Annotated in this window: 30 protein-coding genes; 3 read left to right on the top strand and 27 right to left on the bottom strand. The window is 40.6% G+C overall.

Translation table 11 applies throughout. The features are described 5' to 3' along the window. Positions 1-343 precede the first annotated feature (343 nt). Positions 344-916 (top strand): GNAT family N-acetyltransferase, encoded by a 573-nt coding sequence (locus ACSYSR_RS04910; protein WP_489815960.1) that lies wholly within the window; start codon positions 344-346, stop codon positions 914-916. Between the two features lie 531 nt (positions 917-1,447). After that, positions 1,448-1,993, top strand: coding sequence for a hypothetical protein (locus tag ACSYSR_RS04905; RefSeq protein ID WP_489815961.1), 546 nt, complete (start codon positions 1,448-1,450; stop codon positions 1,991-1,993). Positions 1,994-2,129: 136 nt separating this feature from the next. Here the strand turns inward: ACSYSR_RS04905 and ACSYSR_RS04900 are convergent, their stop codons facing one another. After that, positions 2,130-2,675 carry a TetR/AcrR family transcriptional regulator gene (locus ACSYSR_RS04900; RefSeq protein WP_489815962.1) on the bottom strand — a complete coding sequence of 182 codons (546 nt, stop codon included), beginning with the start codon at positions 2,673-2,675 and terminating at the stop codon, positions 2,130-2,132. Positions 2,676-2,783: 108 nt separating this feature from the next. Between ACSYSR_RS04900 and ACSYSR_RS04895 the strand changes: the two genes are divergently transcribed. Next, the gene (locus ACSYSR_RS04895; RefSeq protein ID WP_252773547.1) at positions 2,784-3,635 is read left to right on the top strand and encodes a hypothetical protein; all 852 of its coding nucleotides are present in this window, start codon (positions 2,784-2,786) and stop codon (positions 3,633-3,635) included. A gap of 1,737 nt (positions 3,636-5,372) precedes the next feature. Here the strand turns inward: ACSYSR_RS04895 and ACSYSR_RS04890 are convergent. The 26 genes from ACSYSR_RS04890 to ACSYSR_RS04765 form a co-directional block, all read right to left on the bottom strand. Further along, complete coding sequence (locus tag ACSYSR_RS04890) at positions 5,373-5,774, bottom strand: hypothetical protein (RefSeq protein WP_489815963.1); 402 nt, start codon at positions 5,772-5,774, stop codon at positions 5,373-5,375. Positions 5,775-5,779: 5 nt separating this feature from the next. After that, a complete protein-coding gene (locus ACSYSR_RS04885; RefSeq protein ID WP_489815964.1) occupies positions 5,780-5,986 on the bottom strand; it encodes a hypothetical protein in 207 nt (68 codons plus the stop codon). A gap of 658 nt (positions 5,987-6,644) precedes the next feature. Beyond that, entirely contained in the window at positions 6,645-7,553 is a 909-nt protein-coding gene (locus tag ACSYSR_RS04880) for a peptidoglycan recognition protein family protein (RefSeq protein WP_489815965.1), read from the bottom strand. Positions 7,554-7,565: 12 nt separating this feature from the next. Then, entirely contained in the window at positions 7,566-7,877 is a 312-nt protein-coding gene (locus tag ACSYSR_RS04875; protein WP_489815966.1) for a phage holin, LLH family, read from the bottom strand. Between the two features lie 28 nt (positions 7,878-7,905). Next, positions 7,906-8,205 carry a hypothetical protein gene (locus ACSYSR_RS04870; RefSeq protein ID WP_489815967.1) on the bottom strand — a complete coding sequence of 100 codons (300 nt, stop codon included), beginning with the start codon at positions 8,203-8,205 and terminating at the stop codon, positions 7,906-7,908. A gap of 27 nt (positions 8,206-8,232) precedes the next feature. Beyond that, positions 8,233-8,364: an XkdX family protein gene (locus ACSYSR_RS04865; RefSeq protein ID WP_489815968.1), complete on the bottom strand. Its 132-nt coding sequence runs from the start codon at positions 8,362-8,364 to the stop codon at positions 8,233-8,235. Beyond that, positions 8,364-8,705 carry a YomQ N-terminal domain-containing protein gene (locus tag ACSYSR_RS04860; protein WP_489815969.1) on the bottom strand — a complete coding sequence of 114 codons (342 nt, stop codon included), beginning with the start codon at positions 8,703-8,705 and terminating at the stop codon, positions 8,364-8,366. The genes ACSYSR_RS04865 and ACSYSR_RS04860 overlap by 1 nt, the downstream gene beginning before the upstream one ends. 14 nt (positions 8,706-8,719) lie before the next feature. After that, positions 8,720-9,901 (bottom strand): BppU family phage baseplate upper protein, encoded by a 1,182-nt coding sequence (locus ACSYSR_RS04855; protein WP_489815970.1) that lies wholly within the window; start codon positions 9,899-9,901, stop codon positions 8,720-8,722. A gap of 11 nt (positions 9,902-9,912) precedes the next feature. Then, positions 9,913-11,169 carry a BppU family phage baseplate upper protein gene (locus tag ACSYSR_RS04850; protein ID WP_489815971.1) on the bottom strand — a complete coding sequence of 419 codons (1,257 nt, stop codon included), beginning with the start codon at positions 11,167-11,169 and terminating at the stop codon, positions 9,913-9,915. Further along, entirely contained in the window at positions 11,153-11,566 is a 414-nt protein-coding gene (locus tag ACSYSR_RS04845; protein WP_489815972.1) for a hypothetical protein, read from the bottom strand. The genes ACSYSR_RS04850 and ACSYSR_RS04845 overlap by 17 nt, the downstream gene beginning before the upstream one ends. A gap of 5 nt (positions 11,567-11,571) precedes the next feature. Next, entirely contained in the window at positions 11,572-13,701 is a 2,130-nt protein-coding gene (locus tag ACSYSR_RS04840; RefSeq protein ID WP_489815973.1) for a phage tail spike protein, read from the bottom strand. Between the two features lie 35 nt (positions 13,702-13,736). Next, the gene (locus ACSYSR_RS04835) at positions 13,737-14,528 is read right to left on the bottom strand and encodes a distal tail protein Dit (RefSeq protein ID WP_489815974.1); all 792 of its coding nucleotides are present in this window, start codon (positions 14,526-14,528) and stop codon (positions 13,737-13,739) included. 8 nt (positions 14,529-14,536) lie between these two features. Further along, positions 14,537-17,413, bottom strand: a complete 2,877-nt coding sequence (locus ACSYSR_RS04830; protein ID WP_489815975.1) for a phage tail tape measure protein — start codon at positions 17,411-17,413, stop codon at positions 14,537-14,539. Further along, positions 17,406-17,699 carry a carbohydrate-binding protein gene (locus tag ACSYSR_RS04825; RefSeq protein ID WP_489815976.1) on the bottom strand — a complete coding sequence of 98 codons (294 nt, stop codon included), beginning with the start codon at positions 17,697-17,699 and terminating at the stop codon, positions 17,406-17,408. The genes ACSYSR_RS04830 and ACSYSR_RS04825 overlap by 8 nt, the downstream gene beginning before the upstream one ends. 89 nt (positions 17,700-17,788) lie before the next feature. Further along, positions 17,789-18,166, bottom strand: a complete 378-nt coding sequence (locus ACSYSR_RS04820) for a tail assembly chaperone (RefSeq protein ID WP_489815977.1) — start codon at positions 18,164-18,166, stop codon at positions 17,789-17,791. A gap of 71 nt (positions 18,167-18,237) precedes the next feature. Continuing rightward, positions 18,238-18,789 (bottom strand): phage major tail protein, TP901-1 family, encoded by a 552-nt coding sequence (locus ACSYSR_RS04815; protein ID WP_489815978.1) that lies wholly within the window; start codon positions 18,787-18,789, stop codon positions 18,238-18,240. 9 nt (positions 18,790-18,798) lie between these two features. Continuing rightward, positions 18,799-19,086 carry a hypothetical protein gene (locus ACSYSR_RS04810; RefSeq protein ID WP_491708337.1) on the bottom strand — a complete coding sequence of 96 codons (288 nt, stop codon included), beginning with the start codon at positions 19,084-19,086 and terminating at the stop codon, positions 18,799-18,801. 118 nt (positions 19,087-19,204) lie between these two features. Next, entirely contained in the window at positions 19,205-19,564 is a 360-nt protein-coding gene (locus ACSYSR_RS04805) for a hypothetical protein (RefSeq protein WP_489815980.1), read from the bottom strand. Position 19,565: 1 nt separating this feature from the next. Next, the gene (locus tag ACSYSR_RS04800) at positions 19,566-19,853 is read right to left on the bottom strand and encodes a hypothetical protein (protein WP_489815981.1); all 288 of its coding nucleotides are present in this window, start codon (positions 19,851-19,853) and stop codon (positions 19,566-19,568) included. Beyond that, positions 19,850-20,185 (bottom strand): phage head-tail connector protein, encoded by a 336-nt coding sequence (locus ACSYSR_RS04795; protein WP_489815982.1) that lies wholly within the window; start codon positions 20,183-20,185, stop codon positions 19,850-19,852. Before ACSYSR_RS04795 ends, ACSYSR_RS04800 begins: the two co-directional genes overlap by 4 nt. A gap of 21 nt (positions 20,186-20,206) precedes the next feature. Further along, complete coding sequence (locus tag ACSYSR_RS04790) at positions 20,207-21,115, bottom strand: hypothetical protein (protein ID WP_489815983.1); 909 nt, start codon at positions 21,113-21,115, stop codon at positions 20,207-20,209. 14 nt (positions 21,116-21,129) lie between these two features. Next, entirely contained in the window at positions 21,130-21,663 is a 534-nt protein-coding gene (locus ACSYSR_RS04785; protein ID WP_489815984.1) for a capsid assembly scaffolding protein Gp46 family protein, read from the bottom strand. Between the two features lie 152 nt (positions 21,664-21,815). Further along, the gene (locus ACSYSR_RS04780) at positions 21,816-22,682 is read right to left on the bottom strand and encodes a minor capsid protein (protein ID WP_489815985.1); all 867 of its coding nucleotides are present in this window, start codon (positions 22,680-22,682) and stop codon (positions 21,816-21,818) included. Beyond that, a complete protein-coding gene (locus ACSYSR_RS04775; RefSeq protein ID WP_489815986.1) occupies positions 22,648-24,222 on the bottom strand; it encodes a phage portal protein in 1,575 nt (524 codons plus the stop codon). The genes ACSYSR_RS04780 and ACSYSR_RS04775 overlap by 35 nt, the downstream gene beginning before the upstream one ends. Before the next feature lie 9 nt (positions 24,223-24,231). Continuing rightward, a complete protein-coding gene (locus ACSYSR_RS04770) occupies positions 24,232-25,512 on the bottom strand; it encodes a PBSX family phage terminase large subunit (RefSeq protein ID WP_489815987.1) in 1,281 nt (426 codons plus the stop codon). Beyond that, positions 25,499-26,278 (bottom strand): terminase small subunit, encoded by a 780-nt coding sequence (locus ACSYSR_RS04765; RefSeq protein ID WP_489815988.1) that lies wholly within the window; start codon positions 26,276-26,278, stop codon positions 25,499-25,501. Before ACSYSR_RS04765 ends, ACSYSR_RS04770 begins: the two co-directional genes overlap by 14 nt. Positions 26,279-26,291 lie beyond the last annotated feature (13 nt).

Here is a 26,291-nt window from a genome sequence, read left to right as displayed (position 1 = left end):
GTAACCAATAAATTATCATTTAGCAAGGTTTTTAAATTTATTTCATTGAAAATACGAAAACTGAATGATTCACTGAACTTGTTATCATGTCCACTCAAGCAACCACTACTGCAAAAATCTCTTTTGTTTTTCAACTATTTAGCTCATCCTTTGGATTAACAGTAAAATTTGATAATTAGATATCCCCTGAAAATTCATGCAACTTTCAAAGCCCAGATCATCCCGATATATTTTTTATTAAATATAGCCATCCAATGATTAGCTTATTGACCCCACTCCTAAAGTGCGTAATAATTTGTTTAATTTAAGGTTATGCTATTTAGAAAATGTTAGGGAGAAAGTTATGTTTACTTATCGAATTGATCAGGAAGTTAGTCTGGCCCTGCCGACCCCTGAAAAAGATGCAGTACCACTATTTAATTTATTAACCGCCAGTCAAAAAGAAATTGAGCCCTGGCTCCCCTGGATTCAGAATATGAAATCTCCTCAGGATGAACAAATCTTCTTGGAAAGTACTATGAAACGCTTTGTCGAAAAAGCTTCACTCAATCTGGTCATTCTTTATCACGGTGAAATTGCTGGTATGATCAGCTTCAACCGTTTTAGCTGGCTCAATCAGAATACTGAAATTGGCTATTGGCTCGGCACTAATTTTTCCGGAAAAGGCATTATGCAAAAAGCAATTCAAGGGATGTGTGCAATTGGCTTTGAAGATTATGATTTGCATAAAATGACCATTCATGCGGCAGTAGATAACACTCGTAGTAATAACACTGCCAAACGTGCTGGCTTCACCCTCGATGGCACGTTACGTCAACAAGAACGATTATCCGATGGTTACCACGATGAAAACGTTTGGTCACTAACAAAATCAGAATGGAAAACTCAGCTAGAGGTAAACAATCGTCACCAATAGTTTCTAATTTCTAATAAATTTTAACAGTCAGTTAAATTCAGTTTTAACGGAATTAGAAAAAGGCAATGACAAAATTATTGAAACGCAGTACAAAACAGTTGTACTATTCTTTTCCGCTGGAATCTTTTATCAATAGTCGACTAATGGGCATAAAGGCAAAAACTACGCTGGTAAATTCAAAATAAGGACTTTGCTGCAGGCAAATTATCTCTTGAACCGCTAAGACAATTCGTCGATACTTTTATTATAAAATTATTTAGAATTATTCTGATAAATAACAAAGCAAAATAATATTAGACAGTTGAGAAAAGGGGGACAATCTTAGCTTAGCTTGGTTCAGTACTTGGCTAGAAAAGCAACACTTAGCCATAACGCGTACCCCGAAATAAAAGCAAACATACAACCTATTATCGACCTACTGATAGATTTAGAGAAACGTGCACAATTACCACCAAAATTGGGTGGATACGAACAATTAACAAATTCCTCCAGGGCTTGCAAGCAAAAAATATATTTAACGGAGATATAACCATGAAACACGGATCAAATAAAAACAGCCAAGGCCTGTTATTCACTTCTGTTTTAGCCATTGTCGTCATTCTGGTGGTCAGCTTTTACTTTGTCGGTAATGCTAATAATAACAAGGACGAAAAAAATAGCGATAACTCATCAAGTGTAATTTTGAGCCACATTTCAAAGTCAACCAATCAACAAGAGTCAGCAAATTCAACAGTTTCAAGCAGTCAACCGTCATTTAGTCAGTCACATACCAATAATAACAGCCTCGTTTATTATGATGGTCAAACAAAAACAACCTTGCCCACTACTAACGGAAGTATTGATCCGAACGAAAACTACACCGACGGTGCTACATTCTGGCCAGCAACCTTAACTATCAATGGTAAAAAAGAAAATGTAGTGGCAATGTATGCACGCATGGGATATTTCCAAATTTTCACCAAAGAACCAACTAGCAAATCACAAGGATTCACCTATAACGGGGAAGACTATAATAACCACATTGGCGACAAAGATCTTGATCCCTTGGCTTCTTCAAGTGAGACAATACACTATTAATGACTTATATATTAATAAAATAAGCACCCTGGTTGCCGGACAGTTTATGGTTTACCAAGGTGCTTTTTATTATGGAATACACAATTACTGCGCTATCCTATTTTATGAATCTTGTTTTTAAATGAATCCATATTCATTACATTAATTTTTTAATATGCGTTACGAGCTCTTTGTTGGCCTGTTTAACTTCTTCTATTTTTTGATTAAACCCCTGATGAATCCAGTAGATGATAACGAAACTGATACCACCGGCCCCAAAATAAGCCGTTAAATTATGAATTTGATCATGAGGAACATCCATCGTACTTTGTTCACGCTTCTGTAAAATGACTTTTTGTAACAAATACTCATGATTATTTTCTAATAAACTTTGCAAGAAGACCTTATCTGACAGCAAAACATGATAAGCGTCATTTAAAACTTCCTCCAACGTCTGTCCCTTCAATCCAGCTCTTTGATAGAGTTTATCAACGATCTGCTCGACTTTTAAAGTGAGTATATCATCTATGCTTTGGAAGTGACGATAAAAAGTCCGCCTTGATAACCCCGCCTCCTTAGTCAATTCGCTAATAGTTATTTTTTCAAGTGGCTTCGTATTCATTAATCTTATCAATCCTAAAATCAGCAGATTAATTGATTGATCAACCTGTTTGGTTCTCTTTATATTATTTTTTACTGACACAGATAATCTCCAATTGTGCAACTTACTTAAAAAGTATTTTCTTTTTTCTGACACCAAGTATACTTGGTATAACTAAAAGATACAAACGAGACAGTTGGAGGAAAATAAATGGCAGATTTCAATATTCAATTTAAAATCGATGGTGAAATGATTACGCAAGAACAAATTCATGACATGGAACTTAGCCGCTATGAAAAGGTCTTTAACGAGTTTGGTGAAAAGGGTATTCCTCTTCAAATGGATGGCAAGCAATATAGCGCAGAAGAAGCCATTGAACTTCCCTTGGAAGAAGCTAAAGAACTTCTTGCCCAAAGTAAAGAGGCAGTTGGAAAGCAAGGAATGCTCGATTATTACAAAGACGAATTGCTCCGCGCCGATAAAATGTGGGAAGACATTGCTGCAGAAGCCGATGGCCAAAAGCCAATGAAACAAGCCATTGTGGAAGTGGAAACAGATAATATTTCACTAATTCAATTCATCCTCTTTAATCAAAGTCTGGCCAAGGAAAACAATTTGTACTTGCCATCAAAAATTCACCCTGAGCATTACTACTTTGAAGCTGGTAAGGGGGGCACACAAACAATTGTCGAAACATTTGGTATGTATAAAGATCCATCCTACTTACACTTAGTACCTGGACGAGGTGTGGCAAAACCCATCACCCCTGATGCTGATACAGACATGGTTATGCTTGGTAAAACACTCCTGGCTCACAATATGCAAGATACTAAGATTATCGGAATGCATCAATTCAAGGGAAAGCAGAACGGTTTACATGTCAAGTTAGGTGTATTCCTGCCACAGTCAGCTCCGGATGCTATCTTAGAAGGACATAAATGGCATTTAATGGTTGAATTTAACAATGGACTTCATTTTGCATCGACAAAGAAGCCAAATTGGTTACAAAAATTAATTGTGCCAATTGCATTAAAAAAAGCAGCTAAAGAATTTAAAAAGTGAGACAAAGGGCTTCCGATGGGAGCCCTTTTCGTTTACACATGTTGTGCTAAATTACCTACCCAAGTATTCCAAAGCATGGTCCCTTAAAGCACAACCAGCAATAGGCGTTATCTCGAGTTTATTTATAAGCCAATTCTTGTATGATTTAGTCTTACTGCTCGATCATGATTAACTTGGCACCTTTCACTCTTTCAGATCACTTAATCGACTTTTTTAAAATATATTTATAGAACACCATCAAAAATGCCAATATACAATGCCAAATTAAGTGCAACATTTAATTTATTAAAAGTAAGTAGATCAACTGCTTTTAATAAATATCGCTTCCGTTTGCTAACACCAAATCAACAATCAAATAATCTTTCTTAATTGCTTTAATAGCTCAAGATAGAAACGTTTCATTTGGATTTTCGATCTTTTAATTTCATGAACAGCATCGAAAAGAGTAATTAGTGCGGGAGCTAAACCATTAATTGGCATTTTTCTTACATCAGCAGCATTACTAAAATATCTTACTGATATACTTATAGTTGCATAAGTCCATCACCTTCCCTCTACTTTTTTTCCAGTTAAATATACACGCTCTAACAATCACATTTTAAAATAATTAATATTTAATCATATACAACCCAAGGACCATTGATTACTTATTAAGTAGTAGCTTGAAGAAACCAATAATTACGTTAGCTACCCATAGCAAAAAACTGGCATTACACTCATGTTAGTTTGCTGTTATCTAAAAGTGTTGTTATCAATTATATTTCTGAGCGCTTAGAACACGAGAATACGACAATCACGATAGAATTATATGCCCACATGATTCATGAACTAAAAACTCAAGAAGAGATAAATCAATTGATTATTTGAACAATTTATAACTTCGATTACCCCCTTTGGGGGGTATTTTTTTCGGGCAAATTTGGGGCAAACAGGACTAATTTTGCCATGATTTAGCAAATTTTTAGCAAATTTATTTACTTGTTTTTTATCTTTTTTTATCTTTTTTTATCTTATGTAACTACTGATATAGAGCCTTTTCTAACAAAAAAGCCGATGCACTGCTTGTTTGCAATGCATCGGCAAAAATAGCCCCAGAGGGAGTATTAAAGTGTTGATATATAGCCGTTTATAGCCATTATGATACAGTTTTGATACAGTGAACAAAAAAACACTCCCGATTTGTCCTAATCGAGTGTGTTTTTTATTGTCATATGGAATATGACACAATAGCGTTCCATTCACATTATAACAAAAAATAAATATGCAAATTCTTTGATTTCTATTGGAAAATTTTAGTTATATCACAATTCATCAATCAGCGATTGACTTGGCTCTTCTGTTCGGTACACGTATGCCCCAAGTTCTTAGTGACTAGCAGTTAACTTAATCTAGTTATACAATTTCACATTTATATTATGTTCTTTTTTTAAAATTTCAAGCGCTGCTAGAATGTCTTCCTCTTGGATCGGTTTGTATGATTTAATTGCTCTGGACGTGGTGGACATACCAATCTTATTCCATTCGAAGAATATATTAATACCATGCTGGAATCTTGGCATGACTACACGAAGCTCATATAGTGTATTCGGCTGTTTCTTCCATAGTGGTTCTACCACTTTAAAAATATCTCTAGCTATTTGATTACTGTCCTTCTTCATCGATATTTTTAAATCCTTCTTTTGTCAACTTAGATATCTCGTTTAATTTCTCTTTACTAGACGACTTACGAATGAATGATCAACGCATTTTTTCCCATTCTTTTCGGCAGTCTTTTTCTACTTGTTTGGCTAACTCGCTCAAATTATCTGTATTATCACTATCCCTATTTTCGAAAACCTTGTCAATACTTTGTTGTATATAACTATCATGTTTGCCGTATGTTAATTTTAAAAAATAATATACTTTCATTAATTTTAATTCATTTTCGCCTTCCTTCTGATTACTCTTTTTATATTGTCGACATAATGCTAAAAATTCAGCAACAGCTTCCCGCTTCTTATTTAAGAAATTTATCGCTTCTTCTTTTTTCTTACGCTTTAAATTCGTGTTTCTATAACCAATATATACTGTCAAAAAAGTACCAGTAACACCAATTATTGCTGCCACTATGGTTGGATTACTTAAGATATATTTGCACATTTAAATCAACCTCTTCTTTCCTGAATCAATTGTTCCAATTCGTTTAAATCGTCTTCACTGGCTAGATTACGAATGAATGAACGTGATGTTGATCGGTAATTTAAATACTTTTTATGTTCCTTGTTCTTTTCAGTCCAACGCTTATTGGCCTCGTTTTGTGCAGTCGTTGAACTTTCATAAACTGCAGGCCGACCCATTTTTTTATCTGTCATTTGATTGCACCATAAATTGCGATTAGTAACGAAACTACCGACAGCACTAAAGCCGTCCATCCTACCCATGAAGGTTTATTATTTTTCATAAAAATGTTAAAATGAGCGTACACGAAGAAGACCCTTGCGGGCCTTACTTCTTATTTTTTTAAAGAGCTAATCAGTTGAGCAATAGCTTGTAGTAGCGCACTTACTGCAAGAATTATCTCAAGCATGGTTGGCTTTTTCTTTTTATGCTTTTTTTCGCTCATCTTTTTCCTCCTTTCTCTATACTTATATAATATCATTATTATATATGTTTGTCAACTGTTTTAGGCTATTTTTGCACAAAAAAAAGACGGGCGCACGTCTGCGTTTTCCCCCGTCAATTCCCGCGACCCACTGCATACAGCCCGAGTCGCTTTCTATTAGATTATAGCATAATCATTGAAAGACTATGCGGTTCGCAACATTTGGCCGCGGTTGGCTGCAGTTGGATGTTGTTGGCAAGTTAGCATGTTGTTTTAAAGTGATAAGTTGCGAATCTGTTTTAAGGTGCTAACTTGGTCCACTACTATAAAAACTGATATAAAGGCATTTCACTCTAAAAATTGGCAAAAAAATGTTAATTATCAATTTGTTTGGTCCACTGTTTTATGTACGCCCCGAAGGGCGTTGATTATGGATGAGCCAAGAATTTATCTGCATCAAACCAAATCATGTCAGAGTACCCAGCGAATAGGATACCAATTGAATTAGTATTAGTGTCGTAGGCATCAATCGTGCCTGAGTTTACATAATCTTTAAAGCAAACAATTGCACCGTCCTCAAATGTACGTCCTTCCGGATCAGACACATCTTCCAGCAATCCGGTAGGAATGCCGTTGTAGTACCATGAATTTGGTTCAACGTTCAAATCATCGGTTAAAACTTGGTACATATTGTACTGCTTTTCGCATGTTCGGATGCGGAAAGTACCACGCAATGCCCAACGGTTCTTCCACTTATCCTGGAACTCCTTAATTGCTGCTGAGCGATTATCAACCTTGGGAGCTGGCGCTGACCCTCCATTATCCTGCGTGGCAACGTTGGCATTACCTCCAGCGATAATATTGTTAGCCTTGTCAGCAATCTCCTGCAACTTAGCCTTTAATTGACCAGGGCAGGCCGTTCCGTAAAATTCTGAGTGCGGGAACAGGTTCTTATATGGAACAACTTGACCAAAACCATAACGTTGCGCAATATCTGCCACCAACTTGGCAGAGGCATCAATTGTTGCCTGAGCAATTCCCCAATCAGGCGCTCCTGTCGTATTGGCGTGCTCAATTCCGATGGAAGAAGAATTAGCATTCCATTGACCAGCATGCCATGCTGTGTTGTTCTCGTCCACGTATGCACGGATTTGTCCATCTTGTCCGATGCCATAGTGTGCGGAAGCTTCTCGTGTCTTCCAGATACGTGGGACTGAATCATAGTCAGTTGTTGCCATGTGATGGATCACAATCTTATTAACTGATGCACTACGTCCTTCCGTGTAGTTTGGAAAATCTTGAAATCCGTAAGGTGTAGCCAATCCTGATACTGTCATGTTTGTTCCTCCTTATTTAGTAGTGGCGTTCAATTGCGCCACCGCTTGTTCGATAACTGCTGATAACTGTTCTTGCGAAAACTTGCCTGTCAGCTTGTTAGAAGCCAATCGAGTCGCTACATAATCAACGGCTTGCTGTTTCTTTTGTGCGCCACCCAAGTCGCTTTTTTCGAGCAAGGCAACAGCCTGGTCAGCCCATGTAAGCAATAGTTGCAAATTGCCATTCTTGGTCTTTGTCCGTAGCCAGCGCACTAAGGCGTGTTCGGCAGGCGCTGCAATCGTCAATAATGTAGCTGCCAATACTAATGTGTCAGTTAGATTCATGATTATCCTCCAATAAAAAAAGCCAACGTCAGTCGGCTGAATGTGTCACTTCTTGTAGTACAGCTATTTGGGTATCGTGCTTAGATACCCGTGTCTCGAGCGTTTCGACATCTACTCGAATGCCCTTGATTGTTTCGTCTAGGCTATCAATACTCTGAGTTAGTCGCTCATTGTGATAGTTAGTACTATCGACTAACTTTTCTAGCTCACGTTTCAAACTAGATGATAAGTTTTTCTTAATTGCCTGGTAACAGCTATAGCACGTACCACCGACAATGATTGATGTCTGGATAATTCCAGTCCAATCCCCCGCACTTAGTCCAAACATTTCTCCTCCTGTTATTCTGCTATTTTTTTAAAATGAGTAAACAATACCAGTAATTTGCTGGTATTGGTCGACTGTAATAATTTCACCGACAACCCAATTCTTCAGGCTATCGTTGTTTTCCAGTCCCATTTCATACCAATTTTTTAACACGTCAAACATCACTTAGCCTCCTTTGATTCCAGTTCAGCAATTCGCTTATCCTGAGCAATCAAGCGGGTTAATAGCACATTAGCTGTCGCATTCAAAGCCTGTTGGTTGGCATCAACTACCTTTGGTTGATTGGCCCGTTGCTCAGCCAAATAATCCTCCATAGATTGCCCAGTCCATGAATTAGTATTTGGATTCCAAACGGGATTCATCACACCGCTTGGTTCGACTGTTGTTGTATTCTCAGGCTGTTCCTCTGACCTGATTGCACCCGGAATAAATGCAAAAGTGTTCGGATCAAACTTGAAATACCACTTATTATTGTCGATTGTAGATTGTGTGTTATTTTCCATTTCCTTTCCTTTCATTAAGGCATGTCATCAGCAGTCGTGAATACCAGGCTTAAGTAGACAGGACCAGGGGCTACATGAACATTATCGTTGTATGTGGACCCATCAGTATTGATTCCAAACACAATATTTTGAGTGCCGACAAACGTTTGAGCGTATTGTAGCTCTGATGGCCGATAACCAATTGGTAATATTGCACCAAGTCGGGCCCAATTATTAATGTCACTTGAATAGCCACCATAGCTGTAGCAGATAACTAACGGGCCAATCCGTTTTAGGAAAAACGAAAAACCAAAACTAGTCTTGATTTCTACTCTGTCAGTCAATTGCAACTGCTTATTATTGATTTTTCCGCCGACAGTTAAGTCGCCTTCAATAGTGGCACTGCCGTGATGTATCAGTGTGTACCATGTTTCAACGCCACCGCCCAAGAATGAGTATCCTTTGGTATAGAACGAGCCCATTCTGTAGAACGTATTATCATCTAATTTCTCGACCACGTCTGCTTTGGCCGCACTGTCAGCAGTAGTAGCATGGCCAGCATTAGTGGCACTATCAGCAGTATCCGCATGGCCTGCATTGGCTACCTTATTGATAGCATTAAGGCCACTGGTCACTGTCTGCTGTACGTATTCCTGACTAGCGTAATTGCTAGTATTAATTGTCTGATTCAGCTTTTCAGTCGCATCTTGGACTGCTGTATTCAATGTTGATTGAGCACTGGCAACTGTCCCATCTAACTGGCTTGTAGCCGTCTGAATGTTGCTTTCGACTTGCGACTTGACCGAGCTAATAACGCCATCAACGACCGATACATAATCACTGGCCTCCGCCTGTGTCATGTCAATGGAATCTAGTACCTGTATATTAAATGAGCCGGTTGAGCCTAATTTATCTCCATCCGTAATCTTAAAATACGCATTGGCAAAAGCTCCATCCGTCCCGCCCGCTTGGTTTGGAAAAGTGTATTCAAAAACGCCCACGGTACTAGTCTTACTGACATTGGTGTCAATAATTTTAGTGCCCGCAGGCGTTGTGCCCATGAATGTAATCACGGCGTTTGTGACGTCCAATGGCGTGCCGTTATCTGTGACCGCTACCCGAATGGACTGATATTCACTATCGCCCTGCCTGAGCATGACAGTCGGGTTTGGAATGTTGTTTTTAGTTGTGTCTAAATTGAGAACAATTTCATTCATTCAACTCCCCTTTATTCTGGCCATGAGTCGTTGGTTGACCAACTTCCCATAGTTTCAAAACCTGTTGAATTATCAACACTTTCTGAAGAAAAATACATAGTGCCGTCAGTATTAACTTGCATGAATGATGTTGCAAATCTATTCATCATTGGCAGATTAGCCTTGCTGACAGGTCGGTATCCGATTGGTACGACCATGTCATACGCTATCGTCCATGGAGAACCAGAATCGTATGGCCAATCTTGCGTAGGAATTGACAAGAAAACCTGTGGACCAAAACGAGAAATTACTGCGTTTAATTTACCAATCTTAATATTTTTAACAACAGCATTACCGTAAATTCGCCCATTTACGGTCAAGTCATTAACCGTCTGACTGTTGGCTGGATTAAGGCTGTTGGCTACATTGGCACTTTTGGCCGAATTGGCAACATCAGCATTAACTGCGTGAGTTGCGTTGTCGGCATTACTAGCATGAGTGGCGTTATCAGCTTGTCCAGCTCCGTTTGCCCATCCAGATGTACCAGCCTTATCAGCGTAGCTTGATTTATCAGCATGAACTGCATTATCAGCATTTGCATGTAATGCTCCACTGACTGTCAAATCTTTCGAAATTGTTTGATTTGCTGTGAAAGTATTGCTAGCACCAACTTTTGCAAACGCCCCAGTGTTCAGCATTTGATTAATATCGTTAGCTTTATTCTTAGCGTCATTGTACTTATTCGTGATATCCGTGTTGTAGTTTTGAGCCATGGCAACCAAGTTATCTGATGCCTGCTTGACTAGCCCAGTAGCATTGTCCGTTTTAACTTTTACGTCAGCTAATTGATCGGATAGCTCTTTTCGAACGGTGGCCACGATTCCATCAACAACAGTGATATAGTCGCCTGCTTGTTCGGCGTTCAAATCAACCGCTTCGAGCACAGATACTTTAAATGAAGCCGTTGACCCAGTTGAATCGCCTGTCGTGATTTCAAAATATGAGTTCTTGAAATTACCCATATCTTGTCCCCACTGCTTAGGTGGTCGATAGTCAATCACGCCATTCAGTGCATCAACTTTCGTGATATTAGAGTCAATAATCTTATGGTCTGCTGATGTCGTTCCTAAATAAATGACATCAGCATTTGTCAAATCAGTTGGCTCGCCATTACTAGTGATAGTCACTCGCAACGTTTGATAATTCCCATCTCCCTGTCTCAATAAAATTTTAGGATTTTGGATATCAGACTTTGCTGTGTCCAAATTTAAGTTAATTGTCTTGCTCACTATATCCTCCTTCCTCTAATTCCTCAAGCAAGTTGTCATAGGCGTTAGCCTCCGCTCCTGCTAGTGCCTTATCATAATTATCAAGAGCATGATATAGTCCACTAAATTGGCCTTCAACACGCTCATTAAAGATAGACTTTTCGACTTTCACATCCGCCAACTCTTTTTGAGCAGCTAACTGTGCTTCGTCATTTGGAAAACCGACAATATTGCCTTTTTCATCAATCGTTGCCCCGTTATCAGTAATAATTTTCTTCTCATCTTTGGCCAAATCAACCATGACTTCCCCAATTGAGCCTAACAACTTAGTCCTATGACGTGACACTCGTCCAGATAATTCGGCTTTATCTAAGAAATTGGCGATATCATTCAATTTTGAGTTTTCGATTTTTATCATTGTTCCTACCAATTATAATTAATGTAATTAGTTACTTTTCCGTCATAGCTAATTCCTGTGATAATTTTGAAATTTTGTAAAGCAAAATTAAATAGCATATTACTCAAATCTCTGTTAGATACTGATGGGTAATTGACATAAATACCACTGTTAATATGAATTGCTTGATTGAAATTAACCGTGTCGTAAAAGAAGAAGCCAGGGTCTAAATTCGATAATCCTTGGCGGTACCAACCCATCTTAGTTGGATAATTACCATTTGGATCATCTTTATTCTTTGCCCCAAGACTAAAATAATCTGCTTCTGAATTAAGACTAATTGTTAATCCTAATTTATTTGCGTCAGAAACCAAATTGTTTCGACCAATAAACCCTAGACTTCGATTGTTCCAATTTAAGTCAATTCCATAGTTATTGAATGTTGTAACTAAATTATCTGAGCTAATTTTCATGCCGGTATTATCAATTGAAACTGACTGATAATTACCATTCCAATTTGATTGAATGAATTGGGAAATATTTCCAACCAAACTATTAACATTCAAATTAATAACGTTAATCTGGCTAGCATCAATTTGTCCGCCTTTAATGAAATTAGCTGACAAATGACCAGTACTAATATTATTGGCATCCAGGTTAAGGACGTTGACACGATTGGCATCAATAATTCCCTGCTGCAGCCGATTGGCATCAGTCATGCCGTTGAATTTAACCCAAGTTGATCCAGAATACGAATACATAGCCACGCCGTTTTTCTCGTTGACATCATCCTTGTACCAGGTATCGCCCTGTTGCGGGTTATTTGGCGTATCTGGACCACGATAGACCGTATGGTCGCCATTCAATTCAGCGCTATTCTTCTTCCACTGAGAGTCAGTTTGAGCACTTAATACCCACGCATTGCCATCATAGTAGTACAGCTCTGTATCGCCATTAGGCAATGACTTGTACCATACATTGCCCTGTCTTGGGCTTGTAGGTGCTACAGGACTGTAAGTAGTGTCATTATGGCCACCGTTTGAAAACGTCCAAGCAAGGCCATTAGAGACCGCTGTGGCGTTACTTGAAATGGAAGAGATGGTGCTAGTGAGACTATTCGAACTCAAATCATCTCCGAGCTTCAAACTCGAATTCTCTGGCCGAACCAAGTCCACTGATACTTCGAAAACTCGTGTCTTGTACGACAAGTTGCGGTCATTATGCATAATCAAGACCGTATCGCCTAATCCAAGTCCGCCAGTCTCAGCCACGGTGGCCGAATACTGGACAGATGGATGATTGCTGGCCATCAATTCACGGTAAGCAGTGTTAATCAGCTCATTCGTGTCATCAATGTTGTCATAAGTCTTAATCAAGAGGCGTTCGTTGCCATCAATGTGGCCATATTCTTGGGTTGCTACATGGTCAACCAGAATCACATCTCCGTTGGGTTTATCCAATGGATCGCCCTTATCTTTTGACCAGACAATATCTTGAATGTTTATACGCCTACCATATCCGTCTGGGCTATCGCCTTGACCTTCGCTGACTTGTTCGCCTTTTCCTCGTGGCAAAATTGCGGTATAAATACTTGAATTGTCGCCAGTGCGGTCAACTGTTAGTAGGTTATCGCCATGCACAAATACTTTTGAAGTGTCATTACCCTGCTGATATAGATAGTCCATATAACGGCCAGTAATCTTGTTTCCAGTAATAGACACATAAAAAACAACCTCTCCACCTAGTCCTTGTGTGACCGTGTTAATAGCTTCAAGATTGCTGATGTAGTAAAAATTTGTCTGGAGATTTCCAGGTACGTTGACTTGCCCCAACTTCCATGGCGAGCCACCAAGAGCCACACTCATCAAGTCATTAGCACTTGCACCGTTTGGAAATCGTCTGTCCTGTATATAAGTGTACGTACCCAATTCTTGGTAAGCCAATTCATAGAATGAATAGTCAATGCTATTCTCGTTGTCTTTGATTGTCATCAAGCGCAACAATAGGAACTGGCCATCTTTCAACGGGTGTTCGATTCCTAGATAACGCACCTTTTTATCCAGTGACTTTTCTGGTGGCAAAGAGATGCCCAACTTAGCAGCCTGATTGATTTTCAAGTCCAGAGTACCCTCTGTTAAATCAGACTTTTCAATCATTTGAACGACTTCTTGCCGTTTATCAAAGAGATAAATCATAACAGTTTGACACGGTATTTAACCGTGATTTCCGTTGCCTGTGAACAACGTACTTGTACTCCTTTCACAATTTTGGCTTCAAAAATGTTGGTCTTGCTAATGTCAATCGTGTTCAGAACGCTATTACCATTGCTAGTCAACGTTCGATTATTGATGTCTAATACCAAGGTTGAACCAACCTGAAAAGAACCGTTTAAGGTCATATTCCAGTCGTTGCCAATGGTCATGACAACCTGATTGGTGGCTGAACCAACCTTTGCCGTGATGGTGTCGACATTCTGGTCATACAATAGCTGTGGGTCGTTGATGTAAACAACGTTTGACCCGCTGACAACCTTCGTCTGTCCATGACGGTATGGGTCACTGCATGTAATCTCAATCGTTCCTTGCACAGACAATGAACCTGGGTCAGAATTCTCTAACTTGGTCACAGTTCCAATTCTCGAAAACTCTGGCTCGTCAGCAAAGTAGAACTCTTTCTCGTTTCCCTGCAACAGGAACTTCAAACGAGTAAACGCTCGATTAAAATCCTCTGTGTCGTTAGCGAGCAAGAAATACTTCACTGTGATGGTGTTCTTATCGAGTTTTGAGCTCAAAAAGTAGTCCCCATCACTTCGACTATCAACAGTGTTTAACTTTCGAGTATAACCATCACGACCATCAACGTTGACAGTCAAAAACTCAGGTATTTCGCTCTCGATATTGACCCCATTGAATGTAAGAGATTCAATCGACTTGTCCTGTGGCGCTGATGTCGTTTTATTTAGATCCTTGAAATCGTAATTCATAGTCCCTCCTAAAAGACGTTCACAGCATTGTTCTTCTGCAAGTCATATGCCTTACCCTGCTCATTGCTGATGTCATCAACGAACGTTGAATAAGTGTTCTGGCCCATACCAATGTTGATATTAGCTGGTTGCTTTTGGTTATCGAGTGACATTGATACTGTGCCATCAGAATTCAAATCAAATCCTGATGTAATTGGTGTCATTTCGTACGCTAAATTAGCTGTTCCAAACGAATTGCTAATCTCTGATGCCATGCCAGCTACATTACTTTTCACGTCATTAAATCCGCTGTTCAAGCCGCCATTCAATCCAGACATGATGGCATTTCCAGCTGGAACAAGCAAACGAGCATCATAGCTGATTGGACCTTTATGGTCTTTAATCCAGTTCGCAATTCCACTAACAAACTTTTTACCAGCTTCCCATGCTGATGTAAGGCCTTTGACGAAACCATCAATAATGGCTTTACCTGCTCCAAACAAATCAATGTGCATAGCGCTGCTAATAATGTTTTTAATGCCGTTCCAAATACTACTGGTTACATTCGTAATTGAATTCCAAACGTCACTTATGACATTCGCAATACCATGAACAACTGAGCCAACGACAGAGGCAATCGTCTTAATAACCGTTCCGATAATCGATGAGATACCATTCCAGATAGCACTTGCTACACCCTTAATGGCATCCCATGCACCAGACCAATCGCCACGAATAGCGGCCATGATTGCCTTAATAACGCCTGCGACAACGTTAATAGCGGTACTAATAATCGTCACAATGATATTCCAGACACCACTGATAATCGCTGAAATAACGTTCCAGACAGTCTGAATAACGTCCTTAATCACGTTAAACACACCAACAATGACATCTTTAACAACGTTGATATACATGGTAATTGCCGCTACAATCACATTCCAAACACCAGAGATAATGATGACAATAGCATTCCAAATGCCACTCAACACTGGTCCAAGGAAGGCAAATGCCACTTGGATAGCACCAACAATGGCAGTGATCGTACCAATCAAGGGTGCAAGGGCAATTCCAATAATGACTAAAATTCCCTTAAACAGCATGCCAAAGAATTCTGACAATGGACTCCATGCATTTTTAAGCGCTTCAATAATTGGTTTCAAACTATCGACAAAGCCATTCCATATTCCAGATAAGAATGCGCCAATTGGTTTCCATATCTCCTTCACAACATCAACAACGGTTGTAAAAGCATTTGATATTGCTTGCCAGACTACCTTAGCCACGCCAACGAGACCATTCCATGCCTGGCCTAGCCAATCGACAAATTCTTTCCAGAGGTCTTTTCCTAGTTTTGTCTGGGTAAAGAACCAAATAAGTCCAGCAACTAAGGCCGCAATAGCGGCGACAATAGCAATAACAGGAAGTGCATCTAATGTAACGTTAAGTGCCTGCATGACGAAAGTTGCTGTTTTACTTTCTTTACTCATTGTCTTAACTGCAGCAGCCATTTCTTCACTTCCACGAGAAAACTGTTTAGCATTAGATATTGCAGGACCAATATTCGTTGCAAAACCTTTGATACCACTAGCAGTTGAAGTTGCTGCATTCGTAATGTGGTTCATATTGTTCAGGAACTGACCTGTAGCAGTTATCCCTGGACCAATAACAGGCGCAAGACCAACGAATGAACGGCTGACTTTTGCCAACCAGTCATTGCTAGTCGTTCCCCAACGCACAATTTGATTCGTTGAATCAATTAGTCCGCCAGTTACCCCACTCTGAGAACTAGCAGCGGCGTTTTGGTAAGAACCCCAGTTATCACTCAGTCGTTTCAACTTTGAACCAACGTTCTGTTGCATCTCCGCTGACTGGTCTTCCAGTGATTTAGTAGCTGTCGCACCATCTTGTGATGTCTTTTGAATCTGGTCACTAAATGCTTGCCATGAAGTCGTGGTATTACCTGACTTATCCTTGATAGAGTCAAGCAATGGCAATACAGCACCCATTCCAGCAGTTCCAAACATTTTCTTCAATGCTTCTGCCTTTTGGGATGATGACATGCCATCCATATTAGCCGAAATTTCTTGCAAGATAGCTGGCAATGACTTCATATTTCCTTGTGCATCAGTAAATGAAATGCCTAACTGATCCATAGTTTTTTTAGCCTGCTTACTTGGTGCTTGCATTTGAATCAAAGCATGATTCAAATCTTGTGAGGCCTGAGCAGAGCTAAATCCCTTGTTGGTCAAAAGGCCAATCGCAGTCGAAGCATCTTGCATGCTGACACCAGCATTTTTAGCTGTACCACCAATGGTGGCAAGTGCCTGTTGCATGGACTCAATCGAAGCATTCGAAAGATTAGCCGTTTGTGTCAAGATTGAAGCCGCTTGGGCAGGACTTTCAAAGGAATCACCCCAAACGTTCATTGCTTGTTGAACAACACCAGCAGTCGTCTGCAAATCAGCGCCAGAAGCGGTCGCCGCTTGAGCAATCGCTGGGAATTCTTTCTTAATGGTGCTTAAACTAGCGCCATCTCGTGCCATTGACAGCATGGCATTAGCTGCTTCTTGCGAACTGACAGGCAACTTATTTCCCATCTCTTCGGCAACCTTTGTCAGGCCACCAATATCTTTAGAAGTACCACCAGCAACAACGGCTGCTTGGTTCATTGTCTGCGAGAAAGTGCCATAAGACTTTAAAGCAGAAACGCCCAAAGCAGTCGTTGCCGCACCAGTAACTGTCATGGCCTTTCCGACTGTTTTCAATGAATTGGAGGCATTATTTGATGATTGGTTAGTTTTATTTTCAAACTGGCTCATACCGCTCATAGCAGTCGTAATTCCTGCCATAAAGCTACTTATATTCGCTTCAAAAACGGCACTAACACCATATTGTTCAGCCATTTACCCTCCTTTCCAACTTATCGAGTAAGTCGAGGTTATATTCTTTCTCAACTCGCTTAACTGTCATGCTAACAGTGGGGTTCGTCCGCTCCTTGACCTCGTTAAAGGCCTTCTTGTATGAGTTTTCGAAGAACTTATCGAATGTGTTGTACTTGAGCTTATCCCCACTACTATTTGTTTGTTGCACGGCCATGTATGCCCATGCCATCTCATGTGTCGTATGCTTGCGGTCCAACTCTCTGAGCTCTGCCGCTTCCATCTGCAGTTCGTACTCAAATGGAGTCATCCGCTCAATAGCTTCAACGTTCGACACATTAAAATAGCGCAGTCCATTTACCAATATTTCGTGGTATTGAGCTGCGCTATCGAGATTTTTTAGTTGTTCGCTTCCGCTTGATCCTTCGCCGCTGCCATTTGAGCGGTTAAGACGGCTACCTTTTGGCTCGTAAATTTTCCTTTCTCAAGTTGGTCCATAACGTCAGAAGTTACTTTTTCATAATCCGCTTCTTCGTCAAAGAACTTGTCGAGCTTTGAAGTCGTCAACTTACCGCCTGCTGCATGATTGGCGGCCAATAAGATTTCAGAAACGGCCAATGGGTTTTGGTCTTGAATAAAGGAAGCCAAGTAGTATTGCAATCCAACGCCAAACTTCAAGCCATTGTTTTGTCCTTCCTTTGCCTTATCAAGTTCACGGATAAACTTCATCCCAAAATTGAATTCTTGCTCTTGACCATTGATTTCAAACTTCAACATGTACATAATCTCCTTAATTTTAGTGGGCTTCACACCCCATTCGAACGTTTAAGCCGTTGTCGCTAGCATCATTACTTAGTTGTAGACGTTGGTGCACTATTAGTGCTTGTGGTTTCAGAATTGGAAACCTTTCCAAGGTCTTCGAAGGCGTAGCCATTGTCTTGGTTATCCACTGACAAGGTAACGTCTCCCAGGCGTGCATAACCGTCTTGAATAGCGGCTTCAATCTTGACTGAAACTGAATTATCAGAATCGCCTGTTTCTTCAAAAGAAGTCAAATCAGCGCGCATATAACGACCTGCATAAGTACCTGTCTTTGTTCCTGGTGTGTCCGTGAAGACAATCCAGAAATCAAGTGAATAGGCATTTACCTGAGCGCTTTCCAAATCACGCACGATTGCTTGATTTGATGACAACAATTCCAATGACAAAGTTCCTTCCAAAGCACCACCCTTGGTTACCTTGCCGTCCTTTGTATCTTCTGTCTTGCTATCACGAGACAACTTGTATGAATAAGTTGTCTGGTAAGCAACACGAGTACCTTCCTGTGTTGCTTGATTTGAACGCAAGCGAGCAAAGACAATTGCCTTACCACCCGATTGCTTAACTAATTGGTCAGCCATTGCTACCTCCTAAATTCTAAATGTAACGTCTAATGTTCCATGGACCAACCGAATGTTGTCCTCTTGCTCGAATGCTCGACTATTAATCGTGTATCGAGGCTCAAATTCAACTAGGTAGTTGTCCGTCTGCTTGAGCTTCATCACATAATCATATAAATCAGCCATGATTTGCTCTAACTGATCCATGTCATACTGGTCTTCCGCCTTGTTATAGACGTGAATTGTGACCGAAGCACGAGACACAAGAGTGCCCTTAGTTTGGGTATTCTGCTGCAGGCTATAATCGCCCATGAACACCAACGGACTCTCGAATTTCTCGCTTTTTAAATCTGGAACTGTACTAAAAAAGCGGTCTCCATATTTGTCATAAAGATAACCGCCAATCGTTTTATATAATTGATAATCTGGCTTCTCATTAACCATTCATGAGCACCGCCTTTAAATTACTTTTGAAAACTTCTTTGTGAGTTTGGTAGGCCTGATACATGAATAGCTTTGGCTTGATATACCGAGTACCATTTTCCTGTGCATAACCATAGTTAAAGTCTTTGTTATACGCATTGGCAGAAACAGTCCCGATAATCCAAAGTGGAGACTCTTGAATATCAATCTTGTTACTACGCCTCAAGAAACCAGTCTTTATTGGCTCGAGTCGCATGGCCTGTTGCTGCGTGCTAGCAGTCGTTGATAAAATTAACGACTTTACCTGAGCTGGAGTTCTAACCATCTTGGCCTGCATAGCACGTCTGAACTCATCAGCCCCTTTTACAGTCATCTCAAGCCTCCTTTACTAGAATCGACTGACGGTAATTAACCGTCTGACGTTCTTGCACCACATACTTCTTGTCTCCGATTAGGCAATAATCAAAATCATCTAATGGCATGCTTGTACGCAGTTCTTTTTGACCGTAAGTAGCTGTTCCGTACTTTCGAAAAGCAGTCGCAGCACTCAAATTGGTCACGTTTACTGTGTACTTACCAACTAACACATCTTGATGTTTAGTCGGCTTTCGTGGGTCTTGACTCCCTTTCACTTGCGTATAAGTTTCCACTTCACAAATCATAGGAATGTTACCCGTCCCGTCCGTGGACTAGACGTATCGCCATACCTATATTCATCAATTTCATTCTTAAATTTAGCGAAATCATCATCTTGGAAGACAAGCGTTAAACCATCTTGATTCGATTGCTTCAATCCCTCATTGCCGAGACGTGAAAAACGAGCCCCCACCACTTCGTCAACAATATAGTTGAACTTTGGTGGAATGTTGACACCGTTTGGCAATCCTAACAGGACTGACAGACGTGATTTCACGCCATTTTCAATTAGGATAAGCTTTGTGTTAATGTCCGCCTTAGGGTCAAGCAAGACAGCATAATCAGTCGCTGAACTCATCACTTACACCCCCTTTTCCAATTACTTAGCTGGCGTTGAGCTATCAGTAGAAGAAGTTGTAGTAGCCGTTTTAATTGAAACAGATACGCCATCCTTCTTGCGGTCCTTAACGAAGATATCGTGGTACAAACGGTTTTGGTACAAGTATCCGTCTCCGTTTGTATGCTCGCCTGGGTTGAACAAGTAAACTGATTGAGTCTTCAAAGCTGGAATCGTTACAGATTTTGCAACGAACAAGAAGTTGATTGCCTGTGAATCAGCCTGTGGCTTGAATCCATCTGAGAAATCAAACTTAGTATTCAATAATGTTGGATCAAGTACTTCAATCAATTGAACACCGTCCAATGATGTGACACGAGATTCCAAAGCAGTTTGGCCAACGTTTTGGTTCGTGATTGAACGAGTAAATTCCTTTGAACGCTCCAAGTAGTCCATGGTTTCTGTTGAAAGGAAACCAATGATGTCCGTTACACCATACTTACGTACAGGCAACAAAGCTGCCTTAAGACGGGTATAAACGTTCGTTTCGTCCAACTTTTCAACAGTTGAAGTCTTTGCCAATCCTGCTAACGTTGAGAAACGATATGCATCAATTTCTGGTTGGGCTTGTTCTTCCACAAAGACCTTAGTGATGTTACCGACTGCCAAATCTTGGTTAGTTTCGTCAACATCTTCCTTATCAACAAAGAATTCAATATCACGGTCTTGGCCCATTGTGTAGACCTTCTTATCGTTTGTGACAGACCCTGAATTGTAGCCAGTTCCACGAGTATGTGGCTTAAATCCTGATGTTGAGATCGTAGTCAATGTAAATGACTTACCACCGTTCACAAATTGCAAGGCCTGGTTTCCCAACACAGAAGTAATCAATCCTTGGTTAATCTTTTGGTCGAAAACGCCGCCATCCTTAGTTACGTAGTTATATGCCATTAGTTATTTCCCCCTTATAGGCCAAGTGATTTCGCTAAATCACTCTTTGTGTCAATATTTTCTGCTGAGCCCTTTGGTTTCCCGCCACCGCTCAACTTGCTGTCAACTTCCTTGTTGACCCGCTCTGAAATCAATCGAGAAATTGAATCAGCAGTCTGAGCAATCAAATCAGCATCTCCCAATGCCACCAACGGTTCGGCCAATTCAGATGGCAAATCCTTTTCGGCCAATACATCACGCACATTCGCTGTCAATTCTCGCTTGTTAAGCTCTGCTTCTCGAGCAGATAACTTATCAGCACGTTCTTTAGCCGCTGCTTCTGCCTTTTCTTGAGCAGACATCTTAGCCAGCTTTGCGCCCTCTGTTTTAGCCTCTGACAACTTTCCATCAAGTTGTTCGTCCCAGCCTTTCTTGGCTTTGGCAACCCGCCGTTCAGCTTCACGTTCGATTTCCTTATCAAGTTCCTCTTGCGTGTAAGTCTTGGGCGTTTCCTCTTCCTTGACTTCATCAGTTACATTAGTTTCTGGTGTTTTTGGTTCTTCTGCCATTTCGATTCTCCTTTTACACAACAAAAGGCACACTGTCCGCCATTACTGGTACACAGTCCACCTTTTCGTTCCGTTATTTGATTTCTGGTGCTTTTAACGACATCCCAGGTCGATTTATGTACAAAAAAAGCACTCACACTTAAGTGAATGCCTTAATCATCATCTTCATCATCCGAAGAATTATCATCATTGCTGTTTTGCTTGTAAAAACCAGTTAACGAGCAACGGCAATTAGGGTGTTTTGGAATGGTGTACCTTCCTTCTCCAAAATCAACGGCTTTGAACACTTTTCCATCCATTTCCATGCAATAACGGCATGCACCACCACCCGTTACCCATTCCATGTACTCAAATCCTGCGTTTTTGATGTTTTTTGCCTGTTGCAATGCCGAAACTCTTGCAGATTCTGTGCGTAAGATACGTTCTGCTTGGTACTTTTGCACACCGAACTTGTCTTTTAGCTGTTTGGTGTACGTCACTGGGTTTTGGCCCTGCAATAACGACTGGCGCATGATGTTTGATAGATCTGCACGAAGGGCGCTTTGATTCTTCCAAATTGAGTTGGACCAATTTACCCCATCAAAATTTGTATTAACCAACGTGTGGTCAATTGGTTTTGACTTCACATCATACGTTTTAAAGCCGAATTGAGCCGTTTTATTGGCCTCGCTATTAAGATTACTAGAAATCTTTTTAATTGCCTTGTAGGCCACAACAGTCGTGAATAAAATGACTGCATACTCAATCATTTGGTCGACATTGCTAACTTTGACAGGATTTTGTCCATTCTGCTTAGCATAGCTGTCTAGATAGCTCACTAATTCTTGATTTGGTATACCAGAATAATCGCCCTGTTCAAAATCTGGATATTCTCCTAAGAATTCTGACCACCAGTCCATGTAGTCAGAGCTAGTATCATCCACAATTTCTTGCAACGCTTGAGCGTTTCTGCTGTCGTTCAGTGCTTGTTGATTGGCGAATTGCTTAACTTTCTCCCGATTGCTCGTCATCAGTCTCATCTCCAATACTGTTAATCAGTGCATCACGTTCCTGGATGTGCATTACTTCGTTTTGCATGGCCTGATTATTGCTATCCTGCTCTTCTCGCAGGCTGTTCATCTCATCAGTTGAGATTCCTGGCGCAAAGCGGTCAAGATAAGCTCGTGGGAAGCTAGCACCAGCCTGTTGCAATGTCTGAATAGTATTGACATCATCAGTTGGTAGATTGTCGGTAAACATGAAATTAATGTTGTTGTAATCAATGTCCCATTTACCTTTCACAGCCAATTCTAGCTCTTGAATAATTCGATAAATTGCCGTCAGGCCTTTCTCGAACATTCTGCGTTTTGTCTTAGCTAACTGAATGACACCTAACTGCTTGTACTGCATAGCCACACCAGATGAGTTGCTGGCGAAGTTGTCATCAGATACATCAGGAGTACGACTAAACGAGTGAATATTCTTATACAATCGTGTCTTATATGCTTCTACACCAGCACTGTCATATTCTTTATGAATATAACTAGCTGAAACGCTCGTCTGTTGACCAGAGGCGCTAATTCCAGACTTCAAGAATAGCGTTCGGCTCTTACGAATGTCTTGTAATAGCTGGCGTTTTTCGTCAACCAATTTTTCCAAGTATTCCTTATCGTCTTGATCTACAGCAAGTTCAGCACCTTCTAACAGGTCTTGGATGTCGCCCTGAATGACCAACATGGCATCATTGCTATCCTGCATATAGTTAGCAGTGTCGGACTGACTAGCATCATAGGCATCAATAAGACTAATTACACCATCATAGTCGCCTAATCGTTGGCTATTGTTCCAGAATTCAACGACAGGCATTGCAATCAAATCTTGAGCCTCTCTGTTCACGTACCCGTCAACAACGCTTCCACCAACAATGTCGGTAGGCAGGCTAATCGTGTACTGATTATCAGACCAAGTTTCAATAATGAACTGGCCATACTCCGCTGAATCAGTAGTCTGCAAATCATTTACTGGCGTGTAGCGGACTGCAACCAACGGCACTGGGTCAACTTCATTCGAATAGATAATGAACGTGTCAACGGGGCTTAAGCGTGTGATACGCTCCAGCTTGTCATCTGAATCACGATAGATATTTGCAAACGCTCGGCCGTACTTAGACATATCATTGAACAAGTCATAGTAGAGCGCATCAATATCGTTGTACGCATTAATATCGTCTAGCAAATCGTGTTCGTCTTCAATTCCATTGCCATCACTGTCAACAGAAATTGTGATTGGATTACCAACGCTGAATGCTGTGTGGAAATCAGCGATTTCTTGGGCAAATGGATGTCCCAATCTCACATCAGCTCCGTACTCGTCAACTCTTCGGCTATTCTTATCATGAATCTTGGTATTGATTCCTTTGTAGTAGGAATCGAGCATCAATAATCGTGGTCGCTGTTTATTGTAATGATGGGCAATAAATTGTCCAATTCGTTCAGGCGTTAGTTTTGTTTCGTCTTCCTTGTACACCATCAGTGCATTTCTAAGGCTCGTGTAGGCCTCAGTATTGTATTCTTGTGGCATAATTTCTCCTTACAGTCCAATGTCCTTGGCCGCTTTAACTCGTTCTCGATAATTCATGTAAGAGCCATCTTTGTTGGTAAAGATAATTGGCTCAAGTGCATATCCTAATGCCTGAATAGCGTGGTCGTCTCCATCTTCGACAGCGTTAGTCATCTTGCCAAACTTATCTTTCTTATAGGTAAATGTTTCCATTTCTTCTAGCAAGAAACTGGCACTTGGATGGATGTGATAACGATAATTCTTCATGAACTCCATCCGCTGTTGATTGGAATCTTTTCCCTTTCCAACAGGAACGATAGTGCGCAAACCTCGACTCTGCAATTCAGCAATCGTCCTTGGCTCAGCGCTATCGGCGTATACTTTTCCCTTCATAGCGCCCCCTTGGGCTAGTTTTCGTGCCATAGGTTCATTTAGTAATCCTTGTTCGTAAAAGCCGTCATAGACGTATATATCGTTGTCTTTCACAACAGCTTTAACAAAGGCAGTCGGGTCATGAGTGAAACCAAAATCGAGCCCCATGATTTGTCTTCCCTGAATCTTGCTAATATCGAAGTTTTCAAGCTCAAACAAGTCTTCAAAGACAAGTCCTTCTGCAATACCCCATTCGCCATCTACGGCTACTCTGGCACGATTAGGATTGCGCTTCTTGAGCTCCATCATATTGTTAATAAACTGCTGATCTAAGTGGCTGTTGTTTTTATAAGTTGTCGTGAAATTAAGCACGCCATTACGCTTGGTGTCTTCATCGAAGAACTCTTCTTTTAGCCAATGGCGTTCTGACCACGGGTTAAACGTCAGAACATGTTGATAATAGCCACCATCAGGCAACTGTCCACGTAGTGATTCAACGACTGTCTGGAAGTCCTCACGGCTTTTTAACTCGTACGCTTCTTCCCACCATGCTCGGCATAAGTAGCCATTCTCAGCACTAATAGACGTGATTTTCAGCGGGTCGTCCATACCACGAAAGTAAATCTTCTGGCCTGTTGATTTCATGGTAATTTCTAGCGGACTAACTGTGAATTTAAAAATGTCACTCAACCCTAGTAGATTGATGACCTTTTTCAGCGTGTTATATGTTGATTCCTTATTGGTGTTCTGATATTGCCTGATAACTAACCAATTAACATATGGTAGTCGCAGCATCTCATAGATAACGTTATAAGCCTGCGCCCAAGATTTACCAGAACCACGAGCTCCCTTAATCGCAACAAATGGATCATGACTCGAAAATAGTTGATAGTATGACTGGTCAACCGATTTATGAAAATTTAAATCAATCTTCGTCATGCTTAATCTCCTCGAATGAATCCATATTGATAATCATCTCGCCATTATTAGCGCCATTGTCAAAGACACCCTTTCCATTAAGGTATTCAAGCAACTCCCTGCGTGCTTTATTTCGGTCATGCAGTTCGACCATTGGGCCATCTTTGCCTACTGTAACCTTTTTGACCGCCCAGCTATCGACTGAGTCGCTGTCTTTCAGCGCAACCCATGACTTGTGTTTGGTGTATTGCTTGCCACTCTCTTCCTCAATGGATTCAAAGTCATCAGAACCCCAATCAGCGAAGTCACGAATGTCAGCCCTAGCTTCTTTGGCCATGTCGTCAATCAACTCAAAAACGCCTATGCCCAGCTCTGCTAATCGAGCCTGGCGTAGACGTTTTATTTCTTTTTGAATGTCAGTATTTGTCAGTAAAGCCGACCCATTTACTCTTGCTGTATTGTATTCAGAATCATAAGCATTTATATAGGCCTGTGTTGCATTAGCAAGTCTCACATACTCCCTAACGAAGGCTTTTTGCTTGTCATTAAGTTCGCTTTCATCTAGTTCTTTAACAGCTGGGTGCAACTCTTTTGCTGTTGCAACGTTTTCCTTTTTTGTTGCAACACTTTTTGATTTTGTTGCAACGTTTTTATCTGGTGTTTCGTTGTTCCAATAACGAGATTTCCAAGAGCGAACAGTAGCTGCTGAAACGTCATACTTTTCCGCAATATCTTTTGGTTTCATACCGGCTAAATAGTCCTGCTTAGCTTCATCACGTTTTGTCATGTCATCGCAACTC

The organism is Fructobacillus sp. ESL1096, assembly GCF_058511985.1.
This window is presented reverse-complemented; position numbering and strand designations above follow the sequence as displayed.